Annotated in this window: 21 protein-coding genes and 3 pseudogenes; 13 read left to right on the forward strand and 11 right to left on the reverse strand. The window is 70.9% G+C overall.

The genetic code is table 11. The annotated features are described in order from the left end of the window. The first annotated feature begins 56 nt into the window (after positions 1 to 56). Entirely contained in the window at positions 57 to 362 is a 306-nt protein-coding gene (locus tag FHS37_RS31965) for a cupin domain-containing protein (protein WP_184827664.1), read from the forward strand. A 182-nt stretch (positions 363 to 544) separates the two neighbouring features. Then, positions 545 to 994, forward strand: coding sequence for a nuclear transport factor 2 family protein (locus FHS37_RS31970; protein WP_184827666.1), 450 nt, complete (start codon positions 545 to 547; stop codon positions 992 to 994). Between the two features lie 22 nt (positions 995 to 1,016). Here FHS37_RS31970 and FHS37_RS31975 read toward each other — a convergent pair whose 3' ends face one another. Next, on the reverse strand, positions 1,017 to 1,517 hold the full coding sequence (locus FHS37_RS31975; protein ID WP_308439515.1) for a transposase: 501 nt from the start codon (positions 1,515 to 1,517) through the stop codon (positions 1,017 to 1,019). Continuing rightward, positions 1,466 to 1,783, reverse strand: coding sequence for a hypothetical protein (locus FHS37_RS40085; RefSeq protein ID WP_229890135.1), 318 nt, complete (start codon positions 1,781 to 1,783; stop codon positions 1,466 to 1,468). Before FHS37_RS40085 ends, FHS37_RS31975 begins: the two co-directional genes overlap by 52 nt. Before the next feature lie 213 nt (positions 1,784 to 1,996). Between FHS37_RS40085 and FHS37_RS31980 the strand changes: the two are divergent. Beyond that, positions 1,997 to 2,671 (forward strand): annotated as a pseudogene (locus FHS37_RS31980) (IS6 family transposase). A 199-nt stretch (positions 2,672 to 2,870) separates the two neighbouring features. Here FHS37_RS31980 and FHS37_RS31985 read toward each other — a convergent pair. Further along, positions 2,871 to 3,662, reverse strand: a complete 792-nt coding sequence (locus FHS37_RS31985; RefSeq protein ID WP_184827668.1) for a TauD/TfdA family dioxygenase — start codon at positions 3,660 to 3,662, stop codon at positions 2,871 to 2,873. Positions 3,663 to 3,679: 17 nt separating this feature from the next. Beyond that, on the reverse strand, positions 3,680 to 4,906 hold the full coding sequence (locus tag FHS37_RS31990; protein ID WP_221500602.1) for an MFS transporter: 1,227 nt from the start codon (positions 4,904 to 4,906) through the stop codon (positions 3,680 to 3,682). A gap of 362 nt (positions 4,907 to 5,268) precedes the next feature. Here FHS37_RS31990 and FHS37_RS31995 point away from each other — a divergent pair, with 362 nt between their 5' ends. Genes FHS37_RS31995 through FHS37_RS32005 form a run of 3 tightly spaced genes read left to right on the forward strand, consistent with a single transcriptional unit; the run spans position 5,269 to position 8,208 of the window. Then, positions 5,269 to 6,288, forward strand: coding sequence for an ABC transporter substrate-binding protein (locus FHS37_RS31995; RefSeq protein WP_184827672.1), 1,020 nt, complete (start codon positions 5,269 to 5,271; stop codon positions 6,286 to 6,288). Next, positions 6,278 to 7,414: a FecCD family ABC transporter permease gene (locus tag FHS37_RS32000; protein ID WP_184827674.1), complete on the forward strand. Its 1,137-nt coding sequence runs from the start codon at positions 6,278 to 6,280 to the stop codon at positions 7,412 to 7,414. The genes FHS37_RS31995 and FHS37_RS32000 overlap by 11 nt, the downstream gene beginning before the upstream one ends. After that, the gene (locus FHS37_RS32005; protein ID WP_184827676.1) at positions 7,411 to 8,208 is read left to right on the forward strand and encodes an ABC transporter ATP-binding protein; all 798 of its coding nucleotides are present in this window, start codon (positions 7,411 to 7,413) and stop codon (positions 8,206 to 8,208) included. The genes FHS37_RS32000 and FHS37_RS32005 overlap by 4 nt, the downstream gene beginning before the upstream one ends. 339 nt (positions 8,209 to 8,547) lie before the next feature. On the opposite strand, the gene FHS37_RS32010 is transcribed toward FHS37_RS32005, so the two are convergent. From FHS37_RS32010 to FHS37_RS40100, 7 genes and pseudogenes are all read right to left on the reverse strand, one after another. Continuing rightward, entirely contained in the window at positions 8,548 to 9,312 is a 765-nt protein-coding gene (locus FHS37_RS32010) for a methyltransferase (protein ID WP_184827678.1), read from the reverse strand. Between the two features lie 309 nt (positions 9,313 to 9,621). Then, positions 9,622 to 10,632 carry an ABC transporter substrate-binding protein gene (locus FHS37_RS32015; RefSeq protein ID WP_184827680.1) on the reverse strand — a complete coding sequence of 337 codons (1,011 nt, stop codon included), beginning with the start codon at positions 10,630 to 10,632 and terminating at the stop codon, positions 9,622 to 9,624. Positions 10,633 to 10,648: 16 nt separating this feature from the next. After that, entirely contained in the window at positions 10,649 to 11,422 is a 774-nt protein-coding gene (locus FHS37_RS32020; protein ID WP_184827682.1) for an ABC transporter ATP-binding protein, read from the reverse strand. A 1-nt stretch (position 11,423) separates the two neighbouring features. After that, a complete protein-coding gene (locus tag FHS37_RS32025; RefSeq protein ID WP_184827684.1) occupies positions 11,424 to 12,443 on the reverse strand; it encodes a FecCD family ABC transporter permease in 1,020 nt (339 codons plus the stop codon). Between the two features lie 282 nt (positions 12,444 to 12,725). Beyond that, the gene (locus tag FHS37_RS40090) at positions 12,726 to 13,364 is read right to left on the reverse strand and encodes a phosphorylase family protein (RefSeq protein ID WP_229890136.1); all 639 of its coding nucleotides are present in this window, start codon (positions 13,362 to 13,364) and stop codon (positions 12,726 to 12,728) included. A gap of 65 nt (positions 13,365 to 13,429) precedes the next feature. Beyond that, positions 13,430 to 13,981, reverse strand: a pseudogene (locus tag FHS37_RS40095) (HAD family hydrolase); the annotation flags it as partial. Beyond that, positions 13,978 to 14,493 carry a cupin gene (locus tag FHS37_RS40100; RefSeq protein WP_229890137.1) on the reverse strand — a complete coding sequence of 172 codons (516 nt, stop codon included), beginning with the start codon at positions 14,491 to 14,493 and terminating at the stop codon, positions 13,978 to 13,980. The pseudogene FHS37_RS40095 and the gene FHS37_RS40100, both read right to left, overlap by 4 nt. Before the next feature lie 976 nt (positions 14,494 to 15,469). Between FHS37_RS40100 and FHS37_RS32040 the strand changes: the two genes are divergently transcribed. From FHS37_RS32040 to FHS37_RS32070, 7 genes and pseudogenes are all read left to right on the forward strand, one after another. After that, positions 15,470 to 15,802, forward strand: a complete 333-nt coding sequence (locus FHS37_RS32040; protein ID WP_184827688.1) for a hypothetical protein — start codon at positions 15,470 to 15,472, stop codon at positions 15,800 to 15,802. Positions 15,803 to 16,101: 299 nt separating this feature from the next. After that, the gene (locus FHS37_RS32045) at positions 16,102 to 16,872 is read left to right on the forward strand and encodes a class I SAM-dependent methyltransferase (protein ID WP_184827690.1); all 771 of its coding nucleotides are present in this window, start codon (positions 16,102 to 16,104) and stop codon (positions 16,870 to 16,872) included. Positions 16,873 to 16,889: 17 nt separating this feature from the next. Beyond that, positions 16,890 to 17,924, forward strand: coding sequence for a pyridoxal-phosphate dependent enzyme (locus FHS37_RS32050; RefSeq protein ID WP_184827692.1), 1,035 nt, complete (start codon positions 16,890 to 16,892; stop codon positions 17,922 to 17,924). Between the two features lie 62 nt (positions 17,925 to 17,986). Beyond that, complete coding sequence (locus tag FHS37_RS32055) at positions 17,987 to 18,445, forward strand: hypothetical protein (protein ID WP_184827694.1); 459 nt, start codon at positions 17,987 to 17,989, stop codon at positions 18,443 to 18,445. A 188-nt stretch (positions 18,446 to 18,633) separates the two neighbouring features. Then, a complete protein-coding gene (locus tag FHS37_RS32060; RefSeq protein ID WP_184827696.1) occupies positions 18,634 to 19,455 on the forward strand; it encodes a Rossmann-like domain-containing protein in 822 nt (273 codons plus the stop codon). Further along, a complete protein-coding gene (locus FHS37_RS32065) occupies positions 19,452 to 20,765 on the forward strand; it encodes an MFS transporter (RefSeq protein ID WP_184827698.1) in 1,314 nt (437 codons plus the stop codon). The genes FHS37_RS32060 and FHS37_RS32065 overlap by 4 nt, the downstream gene beginning before the upstream one ends. 156 nt (positions 20,766 to 20,921) lie before the next feature. Then, positions 20,922 to 21,197, forward strand: a pseudogene (locus tag FHS37_RS32070) (transcriptional repressor); the annotation flags it as partial. Positions 21,198 to 21,365 lie beyond the last annotated feature (168 nt).

Genomic DNA, 21,365 nt, shown 5'->3' on the forward strand with positions numbered 1-21,365 from the left:
ATGTGACGGGCAAGCTGCTCGGACCATGGTGCGAGCAGCCCGCTGGGAGGCATGTGATGAGTTCGATCAACGTCGTGGAGACAGCGGCCGCGCTGCCGGCTGCCTGGAGCTCCTGCTCCTTGGGACAGGTGGGGACGGCTTGTGTGAAAGTCCTGCGTATGGACAGCAGACCGGTCCGGGAAGAGGCTCACGGGGCTGATGAGGTACTGCTGGTGCTTGACGGGCGGCTGGAGCTGCTGGTGGAGGGCGCCGAAGTCGCCCTAGGGGCAGGTGAGATGTACCGGGTGCCGGCAGGCGCGCGACACGCTGTCCGCCCTGGCAGCCGTGGCACGTTGATGATCGTGGAGGAACCCGGGGCGTGAAGACGCTCAGGCGGCCCTGGTCGGGTATTCGGCCCATGATCGGACCGGTGACTCGGGTGCGAAGTTCGTCTTCGGTTCCGCGCGGGCATTGCGCCGGGCATGTTGCGGAAGTGTCGACCGCGCAGCACAACGATGTCTGATTGCCGCCAGCAAGGTCCTGCTGTGGTGTCCATGCTTGCGGCATGACGATGTCATCCACTGCGGAGTCAGTAACCGTGCTCACCGGCATGTACGCGGCTGAGGCGGAGTACCTGGCGGCGGGAGGCCCTGGCGAGGCTTCGTTCGACCTGCTCGCTCCCTTCTTTGCGCCGGACGTCGAGCTGCATCAAGCAGATTCTCTGCCCTATGGGGGCACTTGGCGTGGGCACAAGGGCATGGCGCAGTTCTTCCTCACGATGGGAGAGGTGTGGGAGTCGTTCGACATGGTCGAGCAAGAGTTCCTTGCCACTGGTGAGACCGCGGTCGTGCTCACACAGGTCCGTGCTCGCGCTCGCGCGACCGGCCGTGAACTCAGCTTCCCGATTCTGCAAGCGATCACGGTCAGGGACGGGCAGATCACCGAGGTCCGTCCGTTCTACTGGGACACCCGGGCCATCGCCGACGCCTGCGCCATGCCGACATCGACAGACTGAGGTCGACGGCGAGAGCCACTGCTCACAGCCCTTCGCTGAGGACTGCCACCAGCACGGCCGCCTCGTAACGGACGGTGAGCTTGTCGTACCTCGTGGCCACGGCCCGGTGACGCTCGAGGCGGTTGATCCCGCACTCGACCGCGTGGCGCTCGCGGTAGTCGGTCTTGCCGGACTTCGGCGGCCGACCGCCTTGGGAACCGAGCTTCTGGCGGTTGCGAACTCGGTCCACCGGGACCGGAATGGTCGCCTTGATACCGCGTCTTCGCAGGTAGACCCGGTTGCGGCGGGAATCGTGCGCTGTGTCGGCCCGCACACGGTCCGGTCGTCCACGGGGCCGGCCAGAACCGATCCGCGGCACCCGGATCGTGTACAGGACCGACCCGAACTGCGGTGAGTCGCCTCGCCGCCCAGCCGTGATCAGCACCGCCAGAGGCTTCTGTCCCTGCTCGACGGCAAGGTGAATCCTGGTCGTCAGCCCGCCCCGGGAGCGTCCGAGGCCGTGGTCGGCCGGCTCGACGGCAATGCCGCCGGGTGGCTCCTTTTACGGATCCCCCTTTTCGCCGCCCCGGCCGCGTGCTGGTGCGGGGAGAAATTGTCCAGCACCACATGCAGCTTCTGACCGGGCCAGCGGGCGCGCAGGGCCTTGAGCAGGCCGAGGAGCTCCCGCCACCGTTTGCGCGGGCGGATGCGGTAGTACAGCTTGCCGGTGGCCAGGTCGAGGGCGGCGAGCATGTGCCGCACGCCGCCGTACCGGTTGTAGGTGGCCCGCAGTCTGCGCGGACGCCTCACCGGCCCCACGCCTTGCCCTTGCGGGCATCAGATTCAGCGGCCCGGACTCGTCGACACATATCACCCGTCCGTCGGCGGGGGATGTCGGGGCGGTCAGGCGGATGGGCGTTGTCACGTTGGTCGACCGGCCTGGGATGATCCTCTGGTGGGTCATCCCGGGAGGGGTCGTCCGCGGACAGCGCGTCACCGTCGTCCAAGGGGCACCGGCACCCGGTGGAGATCACCTCCCACTGCGTGCGGCTGTACTTCCGCTTCCCGCTGTCGCTCCGCGAGGTGGAGGAGATGATGCTCGAGCACGGCGTGCTCGTCTCCCACGAGACCGTCCGGCGCTGATGTACAAGTCCGGGCAGGTCTACGCCGACGGCCTGCGCCGCCGACGACCCCGCCCGGAGACAAACGGCCCCTGGACGAGGTCTTCGTGGAGGTCGACGGCGAGCTGAAGTACCTGTGGCGGGCCGTCGACCGGGGCGGCACCGTGCTCGACATCCTCCTGCAGAGCCGGCGGGACAAGGCCGCCGCCGGGCGCTTCTTCCGCAGGCTGCTGAAGAGGACCGGTGCGGTGCCGCGGGTGGTCGTCACCGACAAACTGCGCTCTTACGGCGCGGCCCACCGCGAGGTCGTGCTCTCCGTCGAGCACCGTTCCCACAAGGGCCTGAACAGCCGGGCGGAGAACCGTCATCAGCCCACCCGGCGGCGCGAACGCGCCGTGAAGGCTTCCGTAGCGTCGGCGGAGCCCAGCAGTTCCTGGCCGCTCTCAGTGGCATCTCACCCCACTTCAGGACCCGCCACCACCTGATGACCGCCACCGAATACCGCGCCGAGATGACTGCCCGCCTCACCATCCGGGATCAGGTCACCGGCGTCGTCGGTCGGCCCGCCGCGGCCTGAGTCCGGATCCCGGCCCCGCCCCCGGCCCGCCGACAGACACCGGCCCACCCGGCAACGTGACAGCGCTATCGACCGCGGTCGTCCCGAACTCGGCAACAGAGGCCCGCTCGCCGATCTCCTGGAGTCGTACCGGTGACAGGAGTCGGGACCATGCGGAGCGCGTTCTGCACGATCCCGTGACGTGGGCCGGGGGATCGGTTCAGCGGGCGTCGGCCGTGCGCAGGGTGAGGATGCGGACGGTGCGCTCACCGGTGTGCGCGTCGCGGCCGTGCCAGCACCGGTAGTTGTCGAGGACGAGGATGTCGCCCTCGACGAGCCGGAAGCGCGGGAGGGCCGGTTCGAGGGCGTGCACGGTCTCGTCGAAGCGGGCCAGCATGGCGCGCACCCGGTCGGTGTCCGGATCACGGTGCAGGGGGACGGCCCCGTCGGTGCGACGGACGATGCGGCGGCCGGTGCGGGTGTACTCGACGTGCCGGGCGACGCGCGGGGTGGAGGGGAGTCCGCGCAGTCCCGCCCACTCGCCGTACAGGTCGACGTCGGTGCCGGTGAGGAAGTCCAGGAGGGCGGGGTCGGTCGACGCGAGGCCGTCGACGAAACCGTACGCGTCGACCGCGAAGGAGTCGCCCCCGGAGCGAGCGGGCCGGACATACTGGATCAGGACGTGGTCCTCATCTGGGTGGCGCCGCCTGCTGGGCACGCCGCCGGCGTCGACGACGAGGTCGAAGCTGTCGGCGTGCAGGTGGACGGGACCGGCGTCCTGCGAGGTGCGCACGCGATGCGGGTACAGCTCGCGCAGGCGGCTGCCGAGGGTGCGGGCCGCGGCGACCACGAGGGCGTCGGCGGTGTTCTCGTAGCCGGTGAGGACGACGGCTCCGTCCCGTGACAGGAGGGCACGGGCCTCCTGTTCACGTTCGCCGGACACCCGGCCGGGGACGACGCCCGGAAGCACGGGGGGAGCAGGCGGCTGGGTGCTGCTGCTGAGTGAGTGCATGACCCGAGACTGCCCCATCAGGCGGCCCCTCCGGCTTCTCGCTCGGCTCCGGACGGCGTTTCGGACCTGTGGGAGAAGTGACGGGCGCTGGGCACGAGGGCGGCGACGGCCGGTGCGGTGAAGCAGGTCAGCGCACAGACCGCGAGGACCGCCTGGGTGCCGAAAGCATCGACGGCCGGAGCGATGAGGACGAGCCCGACCGGGGCGAGGCCGTAGGAGAGCAGGAAGTCCAGGGAGGAGACCCGGGCGAGCTTGTCCGGTGCGACCTCGCGCTGGGTTGCGGTGAACCAGGGCACGTTGAACAGTTCGATGCCGATGCCGGCGACGGCGTAGGCCGCCATCACCACCACGGGGTGTACGAGGACCATCAGGCTCAGCGGAGCGAAGCCGTAGGCGGCGAGGCCCGCCAGAGCGGTCCAGCCCTGGGACCGCGGGCGCCAGCGGGCGATCAGGAGGGCCGCGGCCAGCGCCCCGGCGGTGTAGGCGGTCATCGCGCCCGCGAGCACGACCTCGGTACCGTACTCGTCGCGGCTGACCAGGGGCAGGGCGACGCCGGTCGCGGAGTAGCCGGTGGCTATGACGGCCGTCAGGGCTGCCAGCCCGGCGATGAACCACGGGTGCCTGCGGGCTTCACGGACGCCGTCGGCGAACTCGGCCAGGAACGAGACCCGTCCGGGGCCTTCGGCGCAAGGAGCGTCCTCGGTCCTGGTGCCGGCATGTGCACCGGGTCCGGGTACGAGGGCGGCGACGAGCCACAGCAGCCCGATGCCCAGCAGCAGGGCCCGGGTGTCGAGGAACACGGCGAGCAGGGCGGTCAGCGAAGGGCCCGTGAGGGTGGTCACCCGGACCGCGAGGGTCATGGCGGCGTTGGCCTGCTGCCTGCGGCCGGCGTCGACGACCTCGGCGGTCAGGGCCTGGAAGGCGGGCCGGCAGGCGCCCTGTCCCGCGCCGGCCAGGGCGGCGGCCGACGCCGCCAACAGGACCGAGCGGCCGAGTCCGGCGGCGATCAGTGGTGCCGCGGCTCCCGCGGCCAGTCCCGCCCACAGCACGACGCCCCGGCGGGAGTGCCGATCGGCCAGTACTCCGGCGACGGGCACGGCGGCGAGGAACCCCGCGGTGCGGGCCGCGAGCAGCAGGCCGAGGTCGGTTGCGGTGAGCGTGCGGTCGAGCACCGCGAAGCCCAGCACGAACGGCAGGGCCCAGGTGGCCAGGCCCGACGCCGTGGCACCCGTCCACAGCCGCAGGAAGGCGGCGTCGAGCAGGACGGGCCGTTGCTTTCCGGGAAGGTCCTCGGACGCTGTGGTTGGTATGGGTGAGATCGGCACGTCGTGGCGCTCCTGTCGTTCGTGGGCCTGGTCGGATCGTGCGCGCCCGTGACCGGACCGGCTTCCGGGGCGGCCCGCCGGCCTGCCGGGCCGGTCGGCAACAACGCGCGGGCTCGGAGCCGTTGGCGGCTGACAGCACATGGCGGAGTATCCGAGCCCACCACCGCGCGTCGCCTTCCGAGGGCTAGCGTAATGAAAATCGTTGTCGCTAGAGTAGTCGCCGGTCTGACCGAGCTCCCCGCATGACCGACATCACGACTCCTTCCAGCCCGGAGAATTCCATGCGTCACCCCTTACGACTCGGCGTCGCTCTGGCCGCGTTCGCTCTCACGGCCGTCGGCTGCTCCTCGTCGGGGGCGTCTTCCGACGACGGCTCGGCGGACAAGGCGGCCGCGCGGACGGCGACCGTGACGAGCTGCGGCCGGAAACTGTCCTTCGACGAACCGCCGGAGCGCGCTGTCGCCCTGGATCAGTCCGCCACGGAGACGCTGCTGGAGCTCGGGCTCGAGGACCGCATGGCCGGAACCGCGAACCTGAAGACGAAGATCGCCGAGGAGTACCAGGACGCCTACGCCGAGGTACCGGTGCTCAACCCCAAGATCCTCACCGGCGAGCAACTGCGTGCCGCCACCCCCGACTTCGTCGTCGCCTCCTTCGACGACCTCTACGCCAAGGACCGGGTCGGCACCCGCGAGGAACTCGCCGGACTGGGCCTGCCCTCCTACGTGAGCGCGGTGGAGTGCCCGAAGCAGAACGCCCCGGGCAAAACCCCGTTCGACCTCCTCTTCGACGACTACGAGAACTACGGCAGGATCTTCGGCGTCGAGGACCGGGCGGCGAAGCTGGTCGCCGAGCAGCGGGCCGTGGTGGACGAGGCGGCTGCGACCGCGGAGGAGGTCGAGGGCGAGCCGACCGTCGTATGGCTGTACTCGGTCTACGACGGGCTGCCGTACGTGGCCGGAAAGGGCGGACTGCCCAGCGAGATGAGTCGCCTCGTGGGCGCGAGGAACGCCTTCGACGACATCGCCGAGGAATGGCCGGAGGTCTCCTGGGAGCAGGTCGCCGACCGCGACCCCGACTTCATCGTGGTCGGCGACCTCTCCGAGCGCGGAGCGCCCGGTGACAGCGCCGAGGAGAAGCTGAGGATGATGCGTGGGGACACGCTGGTGTCCAAGCTGACCGCGGTGCGGAAGAACCGGATCGTCGAGGTGCCCGGCATCGAGATGGACCCCTCGGTGCGCACCACGCACACCCTGAAGCTGCTGATCGAGGGCATGAAGGAACTCGGGTATGTCCGCTAGCGCGGACGCGCCGTCCGGCGTGCCGGACACGGTGGACCTGCTGCATCCGGCGGCCCGTGAACACGGGCGCGCGGCCTCCGCCGAGACGCCACCCGCGCCACCGGTCTCCGGCCCCTCCGGCCTGTCGCAGGCCGTGCTGCTCCTGATCGGCACAGTGGTGCTGGCCGGGTCACTGATGGTGTCGGTACGGATCGGTGTCGCCGACGTCGGCTACACCGACCTGGCACGGGTGGTGGGCCCCCGTCTCGGCCTCGACGTCGAACCGCTGCCCCGCCTGATCGACTCCCTCATCTGGGACCTGCGCGTTCCGCGGGTGCTCATGGCGGCGCTGGTCGGCGCCTCACTCGCCACGTGCGGGGCCGTGCTGCAGGCCGTCACCCGCAACGCCCTGGCCGATCCCTATCTGCTGGGCATCTCGTCGGGGGCGTCGACCGGGGCTGTGGCCGTGGTCGTGCTCGGCGTGGGTGGGGGCGCGGTCGGGGTGACCGGCGGGGCGTTCGCGGGCGCCCTGCTGTCGTTCGGCCTGCTGCTGCTCCTGCTGCGGCGCACCGGCCTCGATTCGGCACGCATCGTGCTGACGGGCGTGATCGTGGCGGAGCTCTTCATGGCGCTGACCTCCCTGGTCCTGACGGCGTCCGGGGACGCCGACTCCATCCGTGCCATCACCCACTGGCTGCTGGGTTCGATGACCTCGACCCGTTGGGACCCGGTGGTCATCTGCGCGGTGGTCGGCGTGGTGGGGCTCGTGGTCTTCCGGCTGCACTCGACCGCCCTGGACGCCTTCGCCTTCGGCACCGACACCGCCTCGTCGCTGGGAATCGACGTCCGGGCGGTACGGCGCGTGCTGCTGCTGGTGACGGCGGTGATGACCGCGGTGGCGGTCGCCTCGGTCGGCGCTATCGGCTTCGTGGGGCTGATCGTGCCGCACGGGGTGCGCTTCCTCGTCGGGCCCCTGCACCGCTCCCTGCTGCCGTTCTCCGCACTCGTGGGCGCGGTCTTCCTGGTGTGGACGGATGCGCTGGCCCGGGTGGCCTTCGCTCCCCAGGAGGTCCCGGTCGGTGTGTTCACCGCCCTGCTCGGCGTGCCGCTGTTCCTCCTGGTCATGCGCAAGCGAGGTGAGCTGTGAGGATCGCCGCCGAAAAGCTGAGCTGGTCGGTGCCCGGCCGGACGATCGTCGACGACGTGACCCTGGAGATCGCCCCCGGGGAGACGGTCGGGCTGATCGGCCCCAACGGCTCCGGCAAGTCCTCCCTGCTGCGCTGCCTGGCCGGGCTCCGGGTTCCGACGACCGGAACCGTGCTGTACGACGGCGAGCCGATCCGGGACTGGGACGCACGCCGGATCGCCCGGCACGTCGCCTTCGTCGAACAGGCCACCGACACCGACAGCGACCTGCGCGTGGCCGACGTCGTCGGCCTCGGCCGCACCCCCTTCCGGGACCGGTGGCGTGGCCCCGGCGCCACCGACCGGGCCGTCGTCGCCGCCGCCCTCGCCCGGACCGGGCTCACCGAACTCGCCGGCAGGCACTGGAAGTCGCTGTCCGGCGGGGAACGCCAGCGCACCCACATCGCCCGCGCGCTGGCCCAGCGGCCCTGGTGCATCCTGCTCGACGAGCCGACCAACCATCTGGACATCAAGCACCAGCTGCAGCTGATGGAGCTGTTGGCCTCCACCGACCAGACGGTGCTCGTCGCCCTGCACGACCTGTCCCTGGCCGCCCGCTACTGCGACCGGCTGCTGCTCATGCACCGGGGACACCTGGTAGCCGCGGGACCGCCCTCGGCCGTACTGACCCCGGCCCGGCTGGCGGACGTCTTCGAGGTCGACGCCGAGATCGGCCTCGACGGCCTCGGCAACCCCGCGGTCTCCTACCGCGGCACCGCCCACGGGGCGACCGCCTCCGCCCGCATTCGGCCGTGAAGCGCGTTTGGGCCCTCGTTCCCCTCCCTCGCCCGTCCGGTGTGGGCTGATGCCGGCGAGGCCGGCTTCACGCAGGAGCCGCTCGGCCCTCCCCCGACGCCGACGTGGACGCCCTCCCTTCCCGGGACGGGGGGATGCGGGGTGATCCGCAGATCCCTCCCGGTCCCTCAAGCACCCGGCGGATCCGGCCGGCCGGCTCGGCGTACCTGCAGCGCCGTTCACAACGCTCCTCCTGCGTCCGGCGCCACCGGTAAGCAGGTGAAGGGGGTGGTGTGCGGTGCCGGGAGTGCGGGCCGCCGCCGGTGGGGCCGCAGGACGCCCAGGAGGAGACTGGAGGGGTCAGGGCTCCCTCACCCTGCACCACGCCTGAATACCTTCGGGCGCGGTCGGGTGACGTTCGAGGCCCACCGCCGACAGTTCGGCGGCCAGCATCTCGTCGGAGATGACATGGCAGTCGAATTCTGCGGCCTCTTCCCGGAGCAGGTCGTCGCCGTGCCAGGTTCGGTAGGTCATCACCCAGCGGATCAGGTTCTCACCCACCACGTCCGCCCGCGCGAGCGTGTCGTAGCGGTGCCGTCCCAGCGTGCCGCCGGGGATCACCGACGGCGGGACCGCGGTCGCCGTCTGAGGATGCTGCGACTCCATGATCAGCAGGCCGCCGGGGTGGAGCGCGCGGGCCCACTTGCGCCAGAGCCGAACCCGCTGCTCCGGCGAGAAGTGCATGATCATGTTGAACATCACCACGGCGTCCAGCGGGACGTCCACCTCGGCTTCCAGCGCGTCCTCGGGCAGCACGGTCACCGTGTCCGCGGCTGCCGGTATGCGGGACAGCCGTGTCACCAGGGCGGCGCGCATGATGCGTGTCGGCTCGATCGCGAAGATCTCTCCGTCCGGCCCGAGCAACTCCAGCAGGATCTCGGTGAAGACCCCGGTGCCGGGACCGATCTCCGCGACCGCGCCGGCTCCGGACACCAGCCGCCGCAGGGCCTCCGTCAGTGAGACCCGCACCTGCTCGGGAAAAATCGTGTCGTAGTACGGGCCGTTGACGGCGTAGCCGAGCCCTCGGTCGGCGCGGTCGGCCTCGCCGGCGGCGGTTCTGGTCATCTGTGTCCCTTCTCGATGGTGGGCGAAACGGTCCCCCACGCGGCACCCGGCCCGTCGAGTGACCGCGACGAACGGCCCCACGAGGCGCTCGGGCTGCTCGTCGGGCCGTCGCGTTTCGGCAGGTGCAGCAAGACAGGGGCGGGTCAGGGGACCGGTCCTCCGCCTCCTGCCCGCAGGTGGCCGAAGGCCGGTGGCGCCGGGTTCGCCGGGACGCTTTTCCCGACGCAGCAGTCGTCCGGGTTCAGCGCTTGCGACCGGGAGCGCCGGGGCCGTGCGGATCGGACACGGCCCCGGCGGGCTGCGGCTCGGTCAGCTCTGGAGCTCACTCAGGTACTTCGCGAACTTCTCCAGGCCGTCGATGTTGCGCGGCCCGCTGATGCCCTCGTTGTAGTCGAGGATGAAGAAGTTGTCCTTCCTGACGGCGGGCAGCTCCTTCGTGTGGGGGGATTTCTTCAGGAAGTCGATCTTCTTCTGGGCGGGCAGGTCCCCGTAGTCGAGGATCATGATGACTTCCGGCTCCGCTTCGGCGACGGCCTCCCAGTTCACCTGGGTCCACCTCTGGTCGAGGCCGTCGAAGACGTTCTTGCCGCCGGCGGTCTTGATGATGTCGTTGGGCGGGACCTGGTTGCCCGCGGTGAAGGGCTGATCGGTGCCCGAGTCGTAGAGGAAGACCGGTACCGGCTCGCCCTCGGGCGCCTTCGCCTCGACGGCCTCCACCCGCTTCTTCAGCCCGGCGACGACCTCGTCCGCCTTCTCCTCGACCTGGAAGATCTTGCCCAGCCGATCGAGATCGGTGTAGAGGGCCTCGAACGGAGAGAGCTTTTCCGGGTACTTGGGGTAGTTGAAGCAGCTCTCGCTGTGCATGAAGCTCTGGATCCCGAGCTTGTCCAGGATCTCCGGAGTGATGCCCCGTTCGTCCTTGAAACCAGAGTTCCAGCCGGCGACGACGAAATCGGACTTGGCCTCGACGACGAGTTCCTTGTTGAGGAGATCGTCACCGAGCATCTTCACCTTGGCGTAGTCGCTCGCCCACGGTGACTCCTCCACCGGCGGGTTCGCCGGCGGCATCACGTAGCCGTGCACGTGGTCGACCAGGCCGAGGCTGAACAGCTTGTCGGCGCTGCCGCCTTCGTACGCCACGGCGCGCTTGGGGACCGTGTACTCGACCAGTTCACCGCACCTCTTGACGGTGACCTTCTCGGGTGCCTTGGCGTCCGGTTCCACCTCGGCGCCGCAGCCGCTGAGCAGCAGCGTGGCCGTGAGCGCGGAGCCGAGGACGGTGCGCTGCCGCACCGAACGGGGAGAACGAGTCGTGGTCATGACCTGGTGGTGCCTTTCACGGGGAGGGATTGAGCGAATACAACAACTGCGGATCACCCGTCAGCGGGTGGGACACGATGCTGGCCTTGACGCCGAACACCTCGTCGACGAGTTCCGTGGTGAGGACGTCCTCGGGCGTGCCGGTGGTGACGAGGCGGCCTTCGCACAGAACGCCGAGACGGTCGCAGGCGGCCGCGGCGAGGTTGAGATCGTGCAGCACGACCAGGACGGTGAGTCCCGAGCCGCGCAGGAGGGAGAGCAGCTCGACCTGGTGGCGTACGTCGAGGTGGTTGGTCGGCTCGTCGAGCACCAGGATCTTCGGCTCCTGGACGAGCGCCCGGGCCAGCAGGACACGCTGGCGCTCCCCGCCCGAGAGCGTCAGGACTCCGCGCCGGGCGAGATGGCGGATGTCCAGCCGGTCCATCGCGCGCTCGCACAACTCCCGCTCCCGGCGGCTGAGCGCCTGGTTGCCCTGGAGGTGCGGCGCGCGTCCGAGTGCGATGACCTCCTCGACCGTGAAGTCGAGGTCGACGGCGCCGTCCTGGGTCATGGCCGCGATGACCTGCGCGGAGCGGCGCATCGTCAGGCAGGAGAGTTGCTGCTCGCCCACCCAGACGGTGCCGGAGCTGGGCCGGAGGGCGCGGTACACGCATCTGAGGGCGGTGGACTTGCCACTTCCGTTCGGGCCGACCAGCCCCACGACCTGGCCGCTTCCCACCTCCAGGGACAGGTCACGTACCAGGCTCTTGCCGTCGGTCACCACCGAGAGTCCGTCAAGCCTGAGGTCCATCTCAGCGGCCTCCGAACATGTAGCCCTTGCGGCGCATCAGGGTGATGAACACCGGCACGCCGACCAGTGCGGTGATGACGCCCAGGGGCAGCTCTCGCGGTGCCACCAGCGTCCGGGACACCAGGTCGACCCACACCATGAAGATCGCTCCGGTCAGTGGCGCCACGGCCAGCACGCGGGCATGGGTGGCGCCGACGACCATGCGCACCAGGTGGGGCATGACCAGTCCGACGAAGGCGATGGCACCGCTGACGGCGACCATCACCCCCGTCACGAGCGAGGCCAGGACGAGCAGGGCCTTGCGGTGCCGGTCGGGACTGATGCCCAGGCTCGCGGCGGTCTCGTCCCCGAGAGCCAGCACGTCCAGCGCCCGGCCGTACCGGTACAACACGACCAGGCCGACGATGACGACCACGGACACGACCGGGAGCGCACCCCAGTTCGCGGCGCCGAAGCTGCCCATCGTCCAGTACAGGACCATGCTGGTCGCCTCGCTGTCCGGCGCGAAGTAGATGATCAGGCTCATCACCGCTTGGAAGCCCAACGACATGGCCACGCCCGTCAGGACGAGACGCAGCGGGGAGAGCGCGCCCCGGTCTGCGGAGGCGACGTACACCAGGAGCGACGCGACCAGGGCCCCGATGAAGGCACCGGCCGACACCGCGTAGATGCCCAGTGCCGCCAGTCCCCCGGTGACCGTGACACCGACGGCTCCGACGGACGCGCCCGAGGAGACGCCCAGTACGAAGGGATCGGCGAGCGCGTTGCGCACCATGGCCTGGATGGCCACGCCGATCGCGCTCAGCCCGGCCCCCACGAGCGCCGCGAGCAGCACCCGCGGCGTACGGATCTGCCAGATGATCTGGTACGTGGTCACCTCGTCCGCGCTGATGCGGCCGCCGCTGACAGCCGCCCAGAGATACCGGGCGGTCTCCTCCGGCGCGATCACGGCGGCCCCCAGGCCGATGGCCGACACGACCGAGGCCAGGAGAACGACGGACAGAACGGCGCAGGCAAGCACCAGACCTTTGCGGGAGGCGAGCCGACCCTTCACCCCCCTCGCGGGTCCGGGGGATGCCGCGTCGGCTGACGTATCGGCGCCGCTGCTCGCCGATGGCGCGGAGATCGTTGGCGGTGGCATAGAACTCGGCCTTCCAGGTCGAACGGAACGTACTCATCAGGCGCGTGGCGTCCGCCCGTCCCCCGGGCGGGCGCCGGTACTGCACCGGCTACGCGGAAGCAGGCGCGCCGCTTGCCTCTTCCTCGTCGGCCTGAACCGCGCGATGCCGTGGAGCGGCGGCCCTCAGCGCCACAACGGGCCCGGGCACCGAGGACGACGGCGACGCCCGGACAGCCGGCCGGGGGCGCGCCCGCGAACCCTCCGGGACTCGGCCCGACGGCATTGAGATGGCTCGTCCCTCCTCGTCCCGGTGTGAACCGGCTCAGGGCAGTTCGAAGGGCAGGTCCATGCAGTCGAGTGCGCGGGCGGAAGCGGAGTCGTTGTCATCGGGAACATCCCGATGACAACGAGCACGACGCGGCGGAGGCGCTGGGTGTTCTCCGCGAAGACCTTGAGAACCACTTCCTGGACGACGTTCTCCGCCGCGTCGATGCCCGCGTCCAGACCGGTCACGCGAGCCACGGCGGGGTAACCGAGGGCGAGTTCCCGAGCCAGGACCGCCTCGGGGCGCCCGGTCATGTTCACCAGCGACCAGCCGGCCGCGCGAACCACGGCGACTCGGCGGGGGGAGGACCTGGGCCCTTCGACCACGACCATCGTGCCGTCGTCGACCACCTCGATCCCGGCTGCGGCAGCTGCTTCGAGGAGCGCAGCACGGCCGTGCTCGCAGGAGGGATCGGCGAACGGGACATGGACGGCGCCCTCGTCGCAGGAGGTCTGGATCCGGCCGCTGGTCCGGTCCACCAACCGGTCGGGGACCACGATGGTGCCCGGGCCCAACTCGCGCTGGGGGGAGCCGACCGCACAGGGGGCCCGCTGAAGAAGACCGTTTCGTCCGCGGGGACGCTGATGGCACGCGTGACGGAGCGACAGGACTCCGGGTCCCGTTTGCCGCCCGCGTCGGACGGGTCGAAGTGGCCGTTCAGGAGCGCACCGAGGTCGCCGTGGCTGCTGTGCGTGGACCAGTCGCGCTGAGCTGTCGCCGAGTCCGAGGAGCAGGCGCAACGGTCGACACCCGACTGCCGCCATCGCGCCAGGGCCGCGGGCACGTCGTCGTAGACGTGGCCGGTCAGCGTGGAGCAGGCGCAGCCCTCAGCCCGGATGATCCCCTGGATCCTCTTCAGCGGGGGTGCCTCGGCGTCCTGGTCGGACCGGGCGGTGAGCGCCGCGACGGCTCCGCCCCCGTCGAGTCGAGGATCACCGGTGCGGATCCGTGTCTCTTCCATCAGCTCTGTCCACGCAGGCTCGCCCCGGTGGGCCGCGGACCAGTCGGCGAAGCGCTCCCGCGCGTACGGGAAGAGCACATCGTGCACGGAGGAGGCGGAACCTGTGGTCCCCTCGATGTCGAGGACCACGGCCCGCACCGTCGACAGGATCACGTCGCCGCTTCCGGTACCAGGAGCGCGTCGAGGCGGGGGAATCGCCGGGCGATGGGGTCGCCGGTGAAGTCGCCCACCCAGCCGTCCTCCTTCTCGAAGAAGCGGATCACGGCGAACTCCGGGCGCGGCCCCATGTCGAACCAGTGGCGGGTGCCCGCCGGCACGGAGAGCGGGTCGCCCGCCTCGCACACCACCGCGTGGACCCGGCCGTCGGGGTGGAGGGAGAAGCAACCGGTGCCATGGGCGAAGAAGCGGACCTCGTCCTCGGCGCGGCGCCGCTCAAGCGAGGACTCCGCGAGGCCGGCCGCGTCGATCACGCCGTGCGGGCCGGCCTGCTCGGCGGCCGGAATCGCGGACGTCCCCGAGCCGCACCACGCGTCGAGCACGTGCGCACCGGGGCGTAGGCGTGCGGCCTTGACGGTCGCCGTACCGATCGGTGGCCAAGCGCCGAACAGTCGGCCGAAGCTCCTCGCCTCTTCTGCCGATCCGGCGACCACGTCGCACGATCCCATGCACACTCCCGTCCGAGGATGACAGCAAGACTAGCGTACATGAAAACGATAATCACTCCCTCTTCCTGGCGGTGGTCACGCCACATCGCCGAAGTCGCCGTGAAGGCTCGGTGAGCGCTTCCGCCGAGCGCGGGATCGGAACCGGTGACGGCTGACGAAGAGGGAAAGACGAGCTCAAGGCGCAGACGACCGCCCGACCACGCCGACTTCACGCGCGGCCACGCGTCGACCGCTCCGGCGGCCACGGTCTCCTCGCGTCACGTAACAACGGGACGTGTTCCAACCCCCTGAGAGACTGGACGTGTTCGCCGACGCCGAGGAGTTCCACCGGCTCTCCTGGGGCTCAGGGCGATCGAGCCGGCCTGGGCGCCGTCCGCCGGGCCACGGCACCCTGGAGCGCCTCGATCCGGCTGACGCAGTACGTGACGGAAGGGGAGCGGCCCCGCCGGCGACGGGACGCCCCTCCGCGGTGCCGCCGCCTGCGTCACCTTCGAGCTCCCGGCCAGAACCGCAGCTGTGACCCTCCTGCTCGAAGGCGCCCGGGTGCGGCGCCTTTCCGATCCGGAGGAACCAACCCGGCGACCTTGCCACCACGCCCGCAGGGGGTGGAACTCGCCCACGCCGGCCACCAAGGAGCCGGTGACGGACAGCCGCTGAACGATCGTAATATGATGTTGACAATCATTTTCAACTGTTGCATGCTGCTCGGGCCCCGCACCCTTCGCCCCGGCCAGCGACCGCGGTGCGGTGACTACTGCATGTAACCTCATGGGAGCAGCATGTCGATTCCTCACGGCCGCCGAAATCTCCTCGTCCCCCACGGGACCGCCGTCGGTGCCCTGGCGCTCACCGGGTGCGCTGCCGGATCCAGCAGCGGCAGCCCGACGGCGGGTGACAAGGGGGAGCCCGGACACCGGTGGCCAGTTACGCGCGCTGTTCACCGGTGGCGGCGAGCAGGAGACCATCTCAGCGCATCGTGCTCGGTGCGATTCGGCTTGTCCTGCTCGCCGTGCCGGTCTCCCTGCCGACCATGCTGCCGCCCGGCGACGCGGCCGACGTCCGCAACAACGAGGACGTCGGCGCCGAGCAGGTGGCGGCGCTGCGCAAGCAGCTCCCACCGGAACCGCCGTCGCTGGAACGGTTCACCGGCCGGACGCCGGGGATCCTCACCGGTGGTCCGGGCAGGCGCACGATGGCCTGCCCGGTGGTGAGTTGCAGCGCGCGGCGCCGACGCGGGCGGCCATCGCCGCACCCGGCATCCTCATCCGCGACCAGATCACGACCGCATGGGGCCCACGGCCACCGATGAGGGCCCCGCCGAACCGGCGGGGCTCCAGCAGGAGCACGGCCCCGCGCTCCTGTGGGTGAGCCACGGCCTCGAACACCCCGCCGTCGACGCGCACCACCTCGTCGTCATCGACGGCGGCCAGATCGTCGAAACCGGCACCCCCGACCAGGTGTTGCGAGTTCCACGGGCCACCCTCACCCGGCGCCTCGTGTGCGCCGTGGAACTCGGCGCGGGCCTGACGGCTACGAATCCGGCCGCAACGGCCGCACCCGGTCCCTGCCCCACGAACGTCCACCACACACCCCGACCAGGGAGGACCCATGACCGACCGAACCGCAGCCGCCGCAGCTTCCCGGGAAGATGCCCGTGCCCTGCTGGACGCGCTGCCCGACACGCTGCCCCGGGACGAGATCCTCGCCATCAACAGCGGCGGCTCCAAGTCCGACGTCCACACCGAGCGGTCGTACGAGTACAACGGCTGGACGTTCACCCTGCCGCCCGGCGTCTTCAAGCCGGGCGACACCAGCCGCATCGTCCACGACCGCCTGCTGGACGGCACGATCCCCGTCGAGGGCAGGTCGTACGCGGCAATGGGCGTCGGCCTCGGTGTCGAGGCCGTGATCGCCGGCGTCCTGGGGGCGCGGGAGATCTACGCGGCCGACGTCCACCCGGACAGCGTCGCCGCGGCCGCGGAGCACTACGCGCGGATCGTCGGAAACCGGCCGGACACCGTCTTCCGGCCACTGGTCTCCAACCTCTTCGAGGAGTTCCCCGACTCGGCAGGACTGGACGTCATCACCTTCAACCCGCCCGCCGTCTCCACGCGGACCAGCGACGACCCCACGGTGGTGCGCAACGTCTGCGTGGGCGCCGAGATCGTCCTGCGCTTCTTCGACCAGATCGTCACCCGTGACCTGCTCGCCCCCGACGGCGAGATCTACCTCGTCGTCTCCAACACCGCCGAACTCAAGCGGATCGTCGGCCACGGCATCGACGCCGGATTCCGCCCCGACGTACTGCACCGCCAGACCTGGGAGGGCGACAACTGCCAGGCGTACCTGTTCAAGCTCAGCCGCCACCACGCCGCCTGATCCGGGAGGACGAGGACATGCACGAGCACATAGCCGAGGCCGTCAAGGAACCCGACGTCGTGACCGTCCCGCCGGGGGCGATCTGTCTGCGCTTCGAGACCATGAAGCTGTACTCGGCGCTCGGCGCGGTACGCCACCTGCTGGAGACCGGCCAGGTCAAGCCCGGCGACACCCTCGTCGACAGCTCCAGCGGCATCTACGCCCACGCACTCGCCCTGGCCTGTCACCGCTACGGCCTGAACTGCCACATAGTCGGCTCCACGACCGTGGACCGCACGCTCCGCGTCCAGCTGGAGATCCTCGGCGCGACTCTCGAGCAGGTCCGCCCGTCGAAGAACCTGCGCCTGGACCAGAACCTCCGCGTCGAGCGGATCGGTGAACTGCTGCGCGAGAACCCGCATTACCACTGGATGCGGCAGTACCACGACGCCATCCACTACCTCGGCTACCGCGATGTCGCCGACCTGATCCGCAAGGAGGTCCCCGAGGGACCGCTGTCGCTCGTCGGAGGCGTGGGCACGGGCGCGTCCACCGGCGCCATCGCCACCTACCTGCGTGAGGCGGGCCGGGACGTCACGCTCGTCGGGGTGCAGCCGTTCGGCAGCGTCACCTTCGGCGCCGGGCACGTCTCCGATCCGGACATGATCATCGCGGGCATCGGCAGCTCCATCCCGTTCCAGAACGTCCGGCACGGTCTCTACGACCGCATCCACTGGGTCAACTTCGACTACGCCATGTCGGGCGCCGTCGAACTCCTGCGCGCCAGCGGCATCTTCGCCGGCCTCTCCGCGGGAGCCGCGTACCTCGCCACGCTCTGGGAGCGGGAGCGCGAGGCGGACCGTACGTACGTCTTCATGGCCGCCGACACCGGACACCGCTACGTCGACAGCGCCTACGCCAACCACCCCTCGGCCAAGGGCCTCGGAGCCATGCGCCCCCACGAGGTCACGGCCCAGGACGAACTGCGGCACCCGTGGTCCGCGATGGACTGGCCGCCGGCCGACAGTGCGCTGCTGCGCGGCGGTTCTGTTCCGGTGCCCGAGCGGGCCTAGCGCCGCCGGGCACACCGATCGCCCCTTCATGCCGCCCTCGTCCTACCGGAAGGTGCCCCGTCGTGCCCCTCGACGAGCAGCTCCCCCAAGGCTTCGTCCTCCTGCCGCGCCTCCTCGACGCCGCCGGGACGGCAGCCCTGGGCGAAGCCGCGGAAGCCGTGCTCGCACGCGCGACCGAGAGAACACCGGACGGGGTGGCCGACGTCACCGTGCGGCCGGACGGGTCCCGGCTGGAGAGGGTGGGCGGCACCACCGTCCGCTGGGATCCGGACGCCCGTCCGTCCGCGGTACGCGGCCCGGCACCGGTCGCGCGTCTGGACCCGGCACTGGAGGCCCTGTGGACGGACGACCGGATCACCGGCCCCGTACAGCACATCGTGAGAAGCGAACGGCTCGGTCCGTTCACCTCCGATTCGACTTCGAGCCCGCGGGAGTCCGAGCCCACCGGCCTCCCGGCGGACGCCGCGCGCACCGATGCGAGCGGCACGGTGACCGCCGAGGCACCCGTCGCCCCGTCCTGATGCCTCCCGGACTCACCGTGCATCGCTCCGGCCCGGACCGGGCGGCCTGGGACCGGCGTTCTTCTCCGTTGCGTTCCCGACCCGCCGGACACCCCGGACTCCCGGCACTCCCCCATCGGGCGGAACAACCCACCGCCCTTCCCCCGACTTCCCGTCCCGATCATCAACACCTGTGAGAAAGAACCGACATGCCTCCCTCGCAGCCGTACTCCGTAACCGAGCTCCAGCAGGCCGTCCTCGACGGCTCCTTCGGTCCCAGCCCGCAGGAACTGGCCGTCACCAGCGCCTTCTGGCTCCACCACACCACCCGGCTCGCCGGCAGCCAGGTCACCTACCGCAACAGCTACCTGTTGATGAGGTCCGGCGACGCCTTCGGCGCCTGCTCCTTCGAAGCCGGCGAGATCACCCCCGACTTCTGCGCCGACGCCTCCGGGCACACCCTCGACACCCTCATCCGGCACGACTCGGCGCCGGTGCGCATCGCCGCGCTCGACGCCTACCTCGGGCGCGTCCAGCCGCACCGCAGTGCCGCGAACGCCGAGACCGTCACCCTGCCCACCGGAACACCGGAGAAGCGCGCGCAGGCCAGGGACGCGGCCGTCGCCGGGCTCCTCGACATCGACCCCGGGGAGAAGGTCGCCCTCATCGGTGTCGTCAACCCGCTCGTCGCCGCGATACGCGAGCGGGGCGGTGTCCCGCTGCCCTGCGACTTCAACCTGCGCACCACCAACTGGGGCGACCCCGTCACCGACGACATGACGCAGGTGCTCGCCGAGGCGGACGCCGTGGTCGCCACCGGCATGACCCTCAGCAACGGCAGCTTCGACCAGATCCTCGAGCACTGCCGCAAGCAGGAACTCCCTCTGGTGGTGTACGCCCAGACCGGCAGCGCCGTCGCGCGCGCCTTCCTGGGCGCCGGCGTGACCGCGCTCTCCGCCGAGCCCTTCCCCTTCTCCCAGTTCAGCGCCGACGCCACCGCGCTGTACCGGTACCGGGCGGAGCAGGCATGAGCAGCGAGACCCAGGGCGCCGCAGCCTCGCCCGAGGCTCCCGGTAAGGCCGCCGGCACAGCCGTGGGGCAGGCCGTGACGGGCGACGGAGCCGTACCGGGCGATCTCAGGATGACCCGCCTCCTCTGGCCGTTCATGCTCGCCTCGGCCGTCGGGCTGGTGCCCTTCACCATCTACAGCACCTTCCTCGTGCCCATCGCCCACGCGGCGGACGGCGGCGTCGCCGCACTCGGCCAGCTGCGCGGTCTCGGCGGGCTCGCGGCCCTGGCCGTGGGCACCGCGCTGGCGCCGCTGATCGACCGCGTGCGCAAGGAGTGGGCGGCGGCGGGCGGACTCGCCGTCCTGGCCGCCTCCGCCGCACTCGGCGCGAGCGGCGACTTCCTGATGCTGGCGGCCTTCTGCCTGCTCGTCGGCGCCGGTACGGCGGTACTGAACCCCGCACTGACGGCGGCCGCCGCCGACCGCTTCGACAACGACGCCGCCGCGGGTCGTGCGGCGACCCTGATCACCGCCACCCAGTCGCTGACCGCCCTCCTCGCGGCGCCGCTGGTCGCGCTGCCGGCCCTGCTGTGGGGCTGGCAGGGCGATCTGTGGGCCGTCGCCGCGATCTCGTCCGTACTGGCCCTGTACTTCCTCCTCCGGGGCCGCCGTCGCCATGATGCGGACGGTGAGGCCGCGGAGTCGGCGGACCGGGTGGAGAAGCCGGGATACCTGGAGTCGTTCCGGCTGCTGGGAGCCCTGCCCGGAGTGGTCCCGCTGCTGCTGGTCGCCATGCTGCGGACGGCGGCCTTCATGGGCTACCTCGCCTACCTCGCCGCCTTCTACGACGACCGCTTCGGCCTCGGACCCGAAACGTTCGCGGTCGTGTGGACGCTCAGCGGCACGTCGTTCTTCCTGGGGAACCTGTTCGCCGGGCGGTTGCTGAGCGCCGACCGGCCGAGGATCTCCAGCGAACGCCTGATGGCACTGGCACTGCTGGTGGCGCTGTCCGCCCTGGTCTGCGTCTTCTTCACGGAGTCGCTGTTCCTCGCCCTTCCTCTGACGGCGCTGGTCGGCGCGGGACACGCGACGGTGGCGGCCTGCGTCACCACACTGCTCGTACGCCGCTGCGGCTCCCTGCGCGGCACGGCGCTGAGCATCAACGCCGCCGGCATGAGCTTCGGCGTCTTCCTCGGGGCCGGACTCGGCGGCGTGGGGCTCTCGCTCGGCGGCTACCCCGGTACGTCAGTGGTGCTGGGCGGGCTGACGCTCGTGGCGCTCGTCCTCGCTCGGACGGTGGCCCGGTCCACTCCTCCGCCCACGACGGACTGAGGTCCCGTCGCACGCCCCGCACACCACGTGCGACGTCATCGAGCCGGGGCCTGCGAGCCGTGCGACACGCTCCGTAGGCCCCGGCGTCGTACCGCAGGAACAGCGTTCGTCAGGGAGTCAGTTGTGATGGTCACAGGGGCGGAGACCGACCGGCGCATGACACGCCGGCGCGCCGCCGTCGGACAGGCCCTCGCCGACTGCCCCGGCTTCGTCTCCGCCCGGGAACTCCACGTGCTCATGGGCGAGGCGGGTGTCCGCGTGGGGCTCACCACCGCGTACCGGGCGCTGCAGGACCTGGAGCGGGCCGGTGCCGCCGACGTCGTACGGGACGACGTCGGCGAAAGGCTCCACCGGCACCGCCCGGGCTCCGGCCACCGCCGTCACCTCATCTGTCGTCGCTGCCGCCGCACCCAGCTCCTGGACGCTGACGTGGTCGAGCACTGGGTCGCCGACGTCGTCCGGTCCACGGGCTTCGCGGACGTCGGGCACGCCCCGGAGCTCACCGGGATCCGCGACGGTCGCCGAAGCGACGTGGACGATGGCGGGTCCGGCGCACCGCCGTCCATGTGGTCCCTGGCGAGCCTCGCGTGGTCGCCGGTG

The organism is Streptomyces griseomycini (assembly GCF_014203535.1).
Lineage (GTDB): Bacteria > Actinomycetota > Actinomycetes > Streptomycetales > Streptomycetaceae > Streptomyces > Streptomyces griseomycini.

Bases quoted from the DNA above. Each gene is read 5' to 3' on its own strand.
- FHS37_RS31970 (WP_184827666.1), top strand. From the start codon at position 545: ATGACGATGTCATCCACTGCGGAGTCAGTAACCGTGCTCACCGGCATG.
- FHS37_RS40100 (WP_229890137.1), bottom strand. From the start codon at position 14,493: ATGGGATCGTGCGACGTGGTCGCCGGATCGGCAGAAGAGGCGAGGAGC.
- FHS37_RS32065 (WP_184827698.1), top strand. From the start codon at position 19,452: ATGAGCAGCGAGACCCAGGGCGCCGCAGCCTCGCCCGAGGCTCCCGGT.
- FHS37_RS31965 (WP_184827664.1), top strand. From the start codon at position 57: ATGAGTTCGATCAACGTCGTGGAGACAGCGGCCGCGCTGCCGGCTGCC.
- FHS37_RS32045 (WP_184827690.1), top strand. From the start codon at position 16,102: ATGACCGACCGAACCGCAGCCGCCGCAGCTTCCCGGGAAGATGCCCGT.
- FHS37_RS32060 (WP_184827696.1), top strand. From the start codon at position 18,634: ATGCCTCCCTCGCAGCCGTACTCCGTAACCGAGCTCCAGCAGGCCGTC.
- FHS37_RS32015 (WP_184827680.1), bottom strand. From the start codon at position 10,632: ATGACCACGACTCGTTCTCCCCGTTCGGTGCGGCAGCGCACCGTCCTC.
- FHS37_RS32050 (WP_184827692.1), top strand. From the start codon at position 16,890: ATGCACGAGCACATAGCCGAGGCCGTCAAGGAACCCGACGTCGTGACC.
- FHS37_RS31985 (WP_184827668.1), bottom strand. From the start codon at position 3,662: ATGCACTCACTCAGCAGCAGCACCCAGCCGCCTGCTCCCCCCGTGCTT.
- FHS37_RS32010 (WP_184827678.1), bottom strand. From the start codon at position 9,312: ATGACCAGAACCGCCGCCGGCGAGGCCGACCGCGCCGACCGAGGGCTC.
- FHS37_RS31995 (WP_184827672.1), top strand. From the start codon at position 5,269: ATGCGTCACCCCTTACGACTCGGCGTCGCTCTGGCCGCGTTCGCTCTC.
- FHS37_RS32000 (WP_184827674.1), top strand. From the start codon at position 6,278: ATGTCCGCTAGCGCGGACGCGCCGTCCGGCGTGCCGGACACGGTGGAC.
- FHS37_RS32020 (WP_184827682.1), bottom strand. From the start codon at position 11,422: ATGGACCTCAGGCTTGACGGACTCTCGGTGGTGACCGACGGCAAGAGC.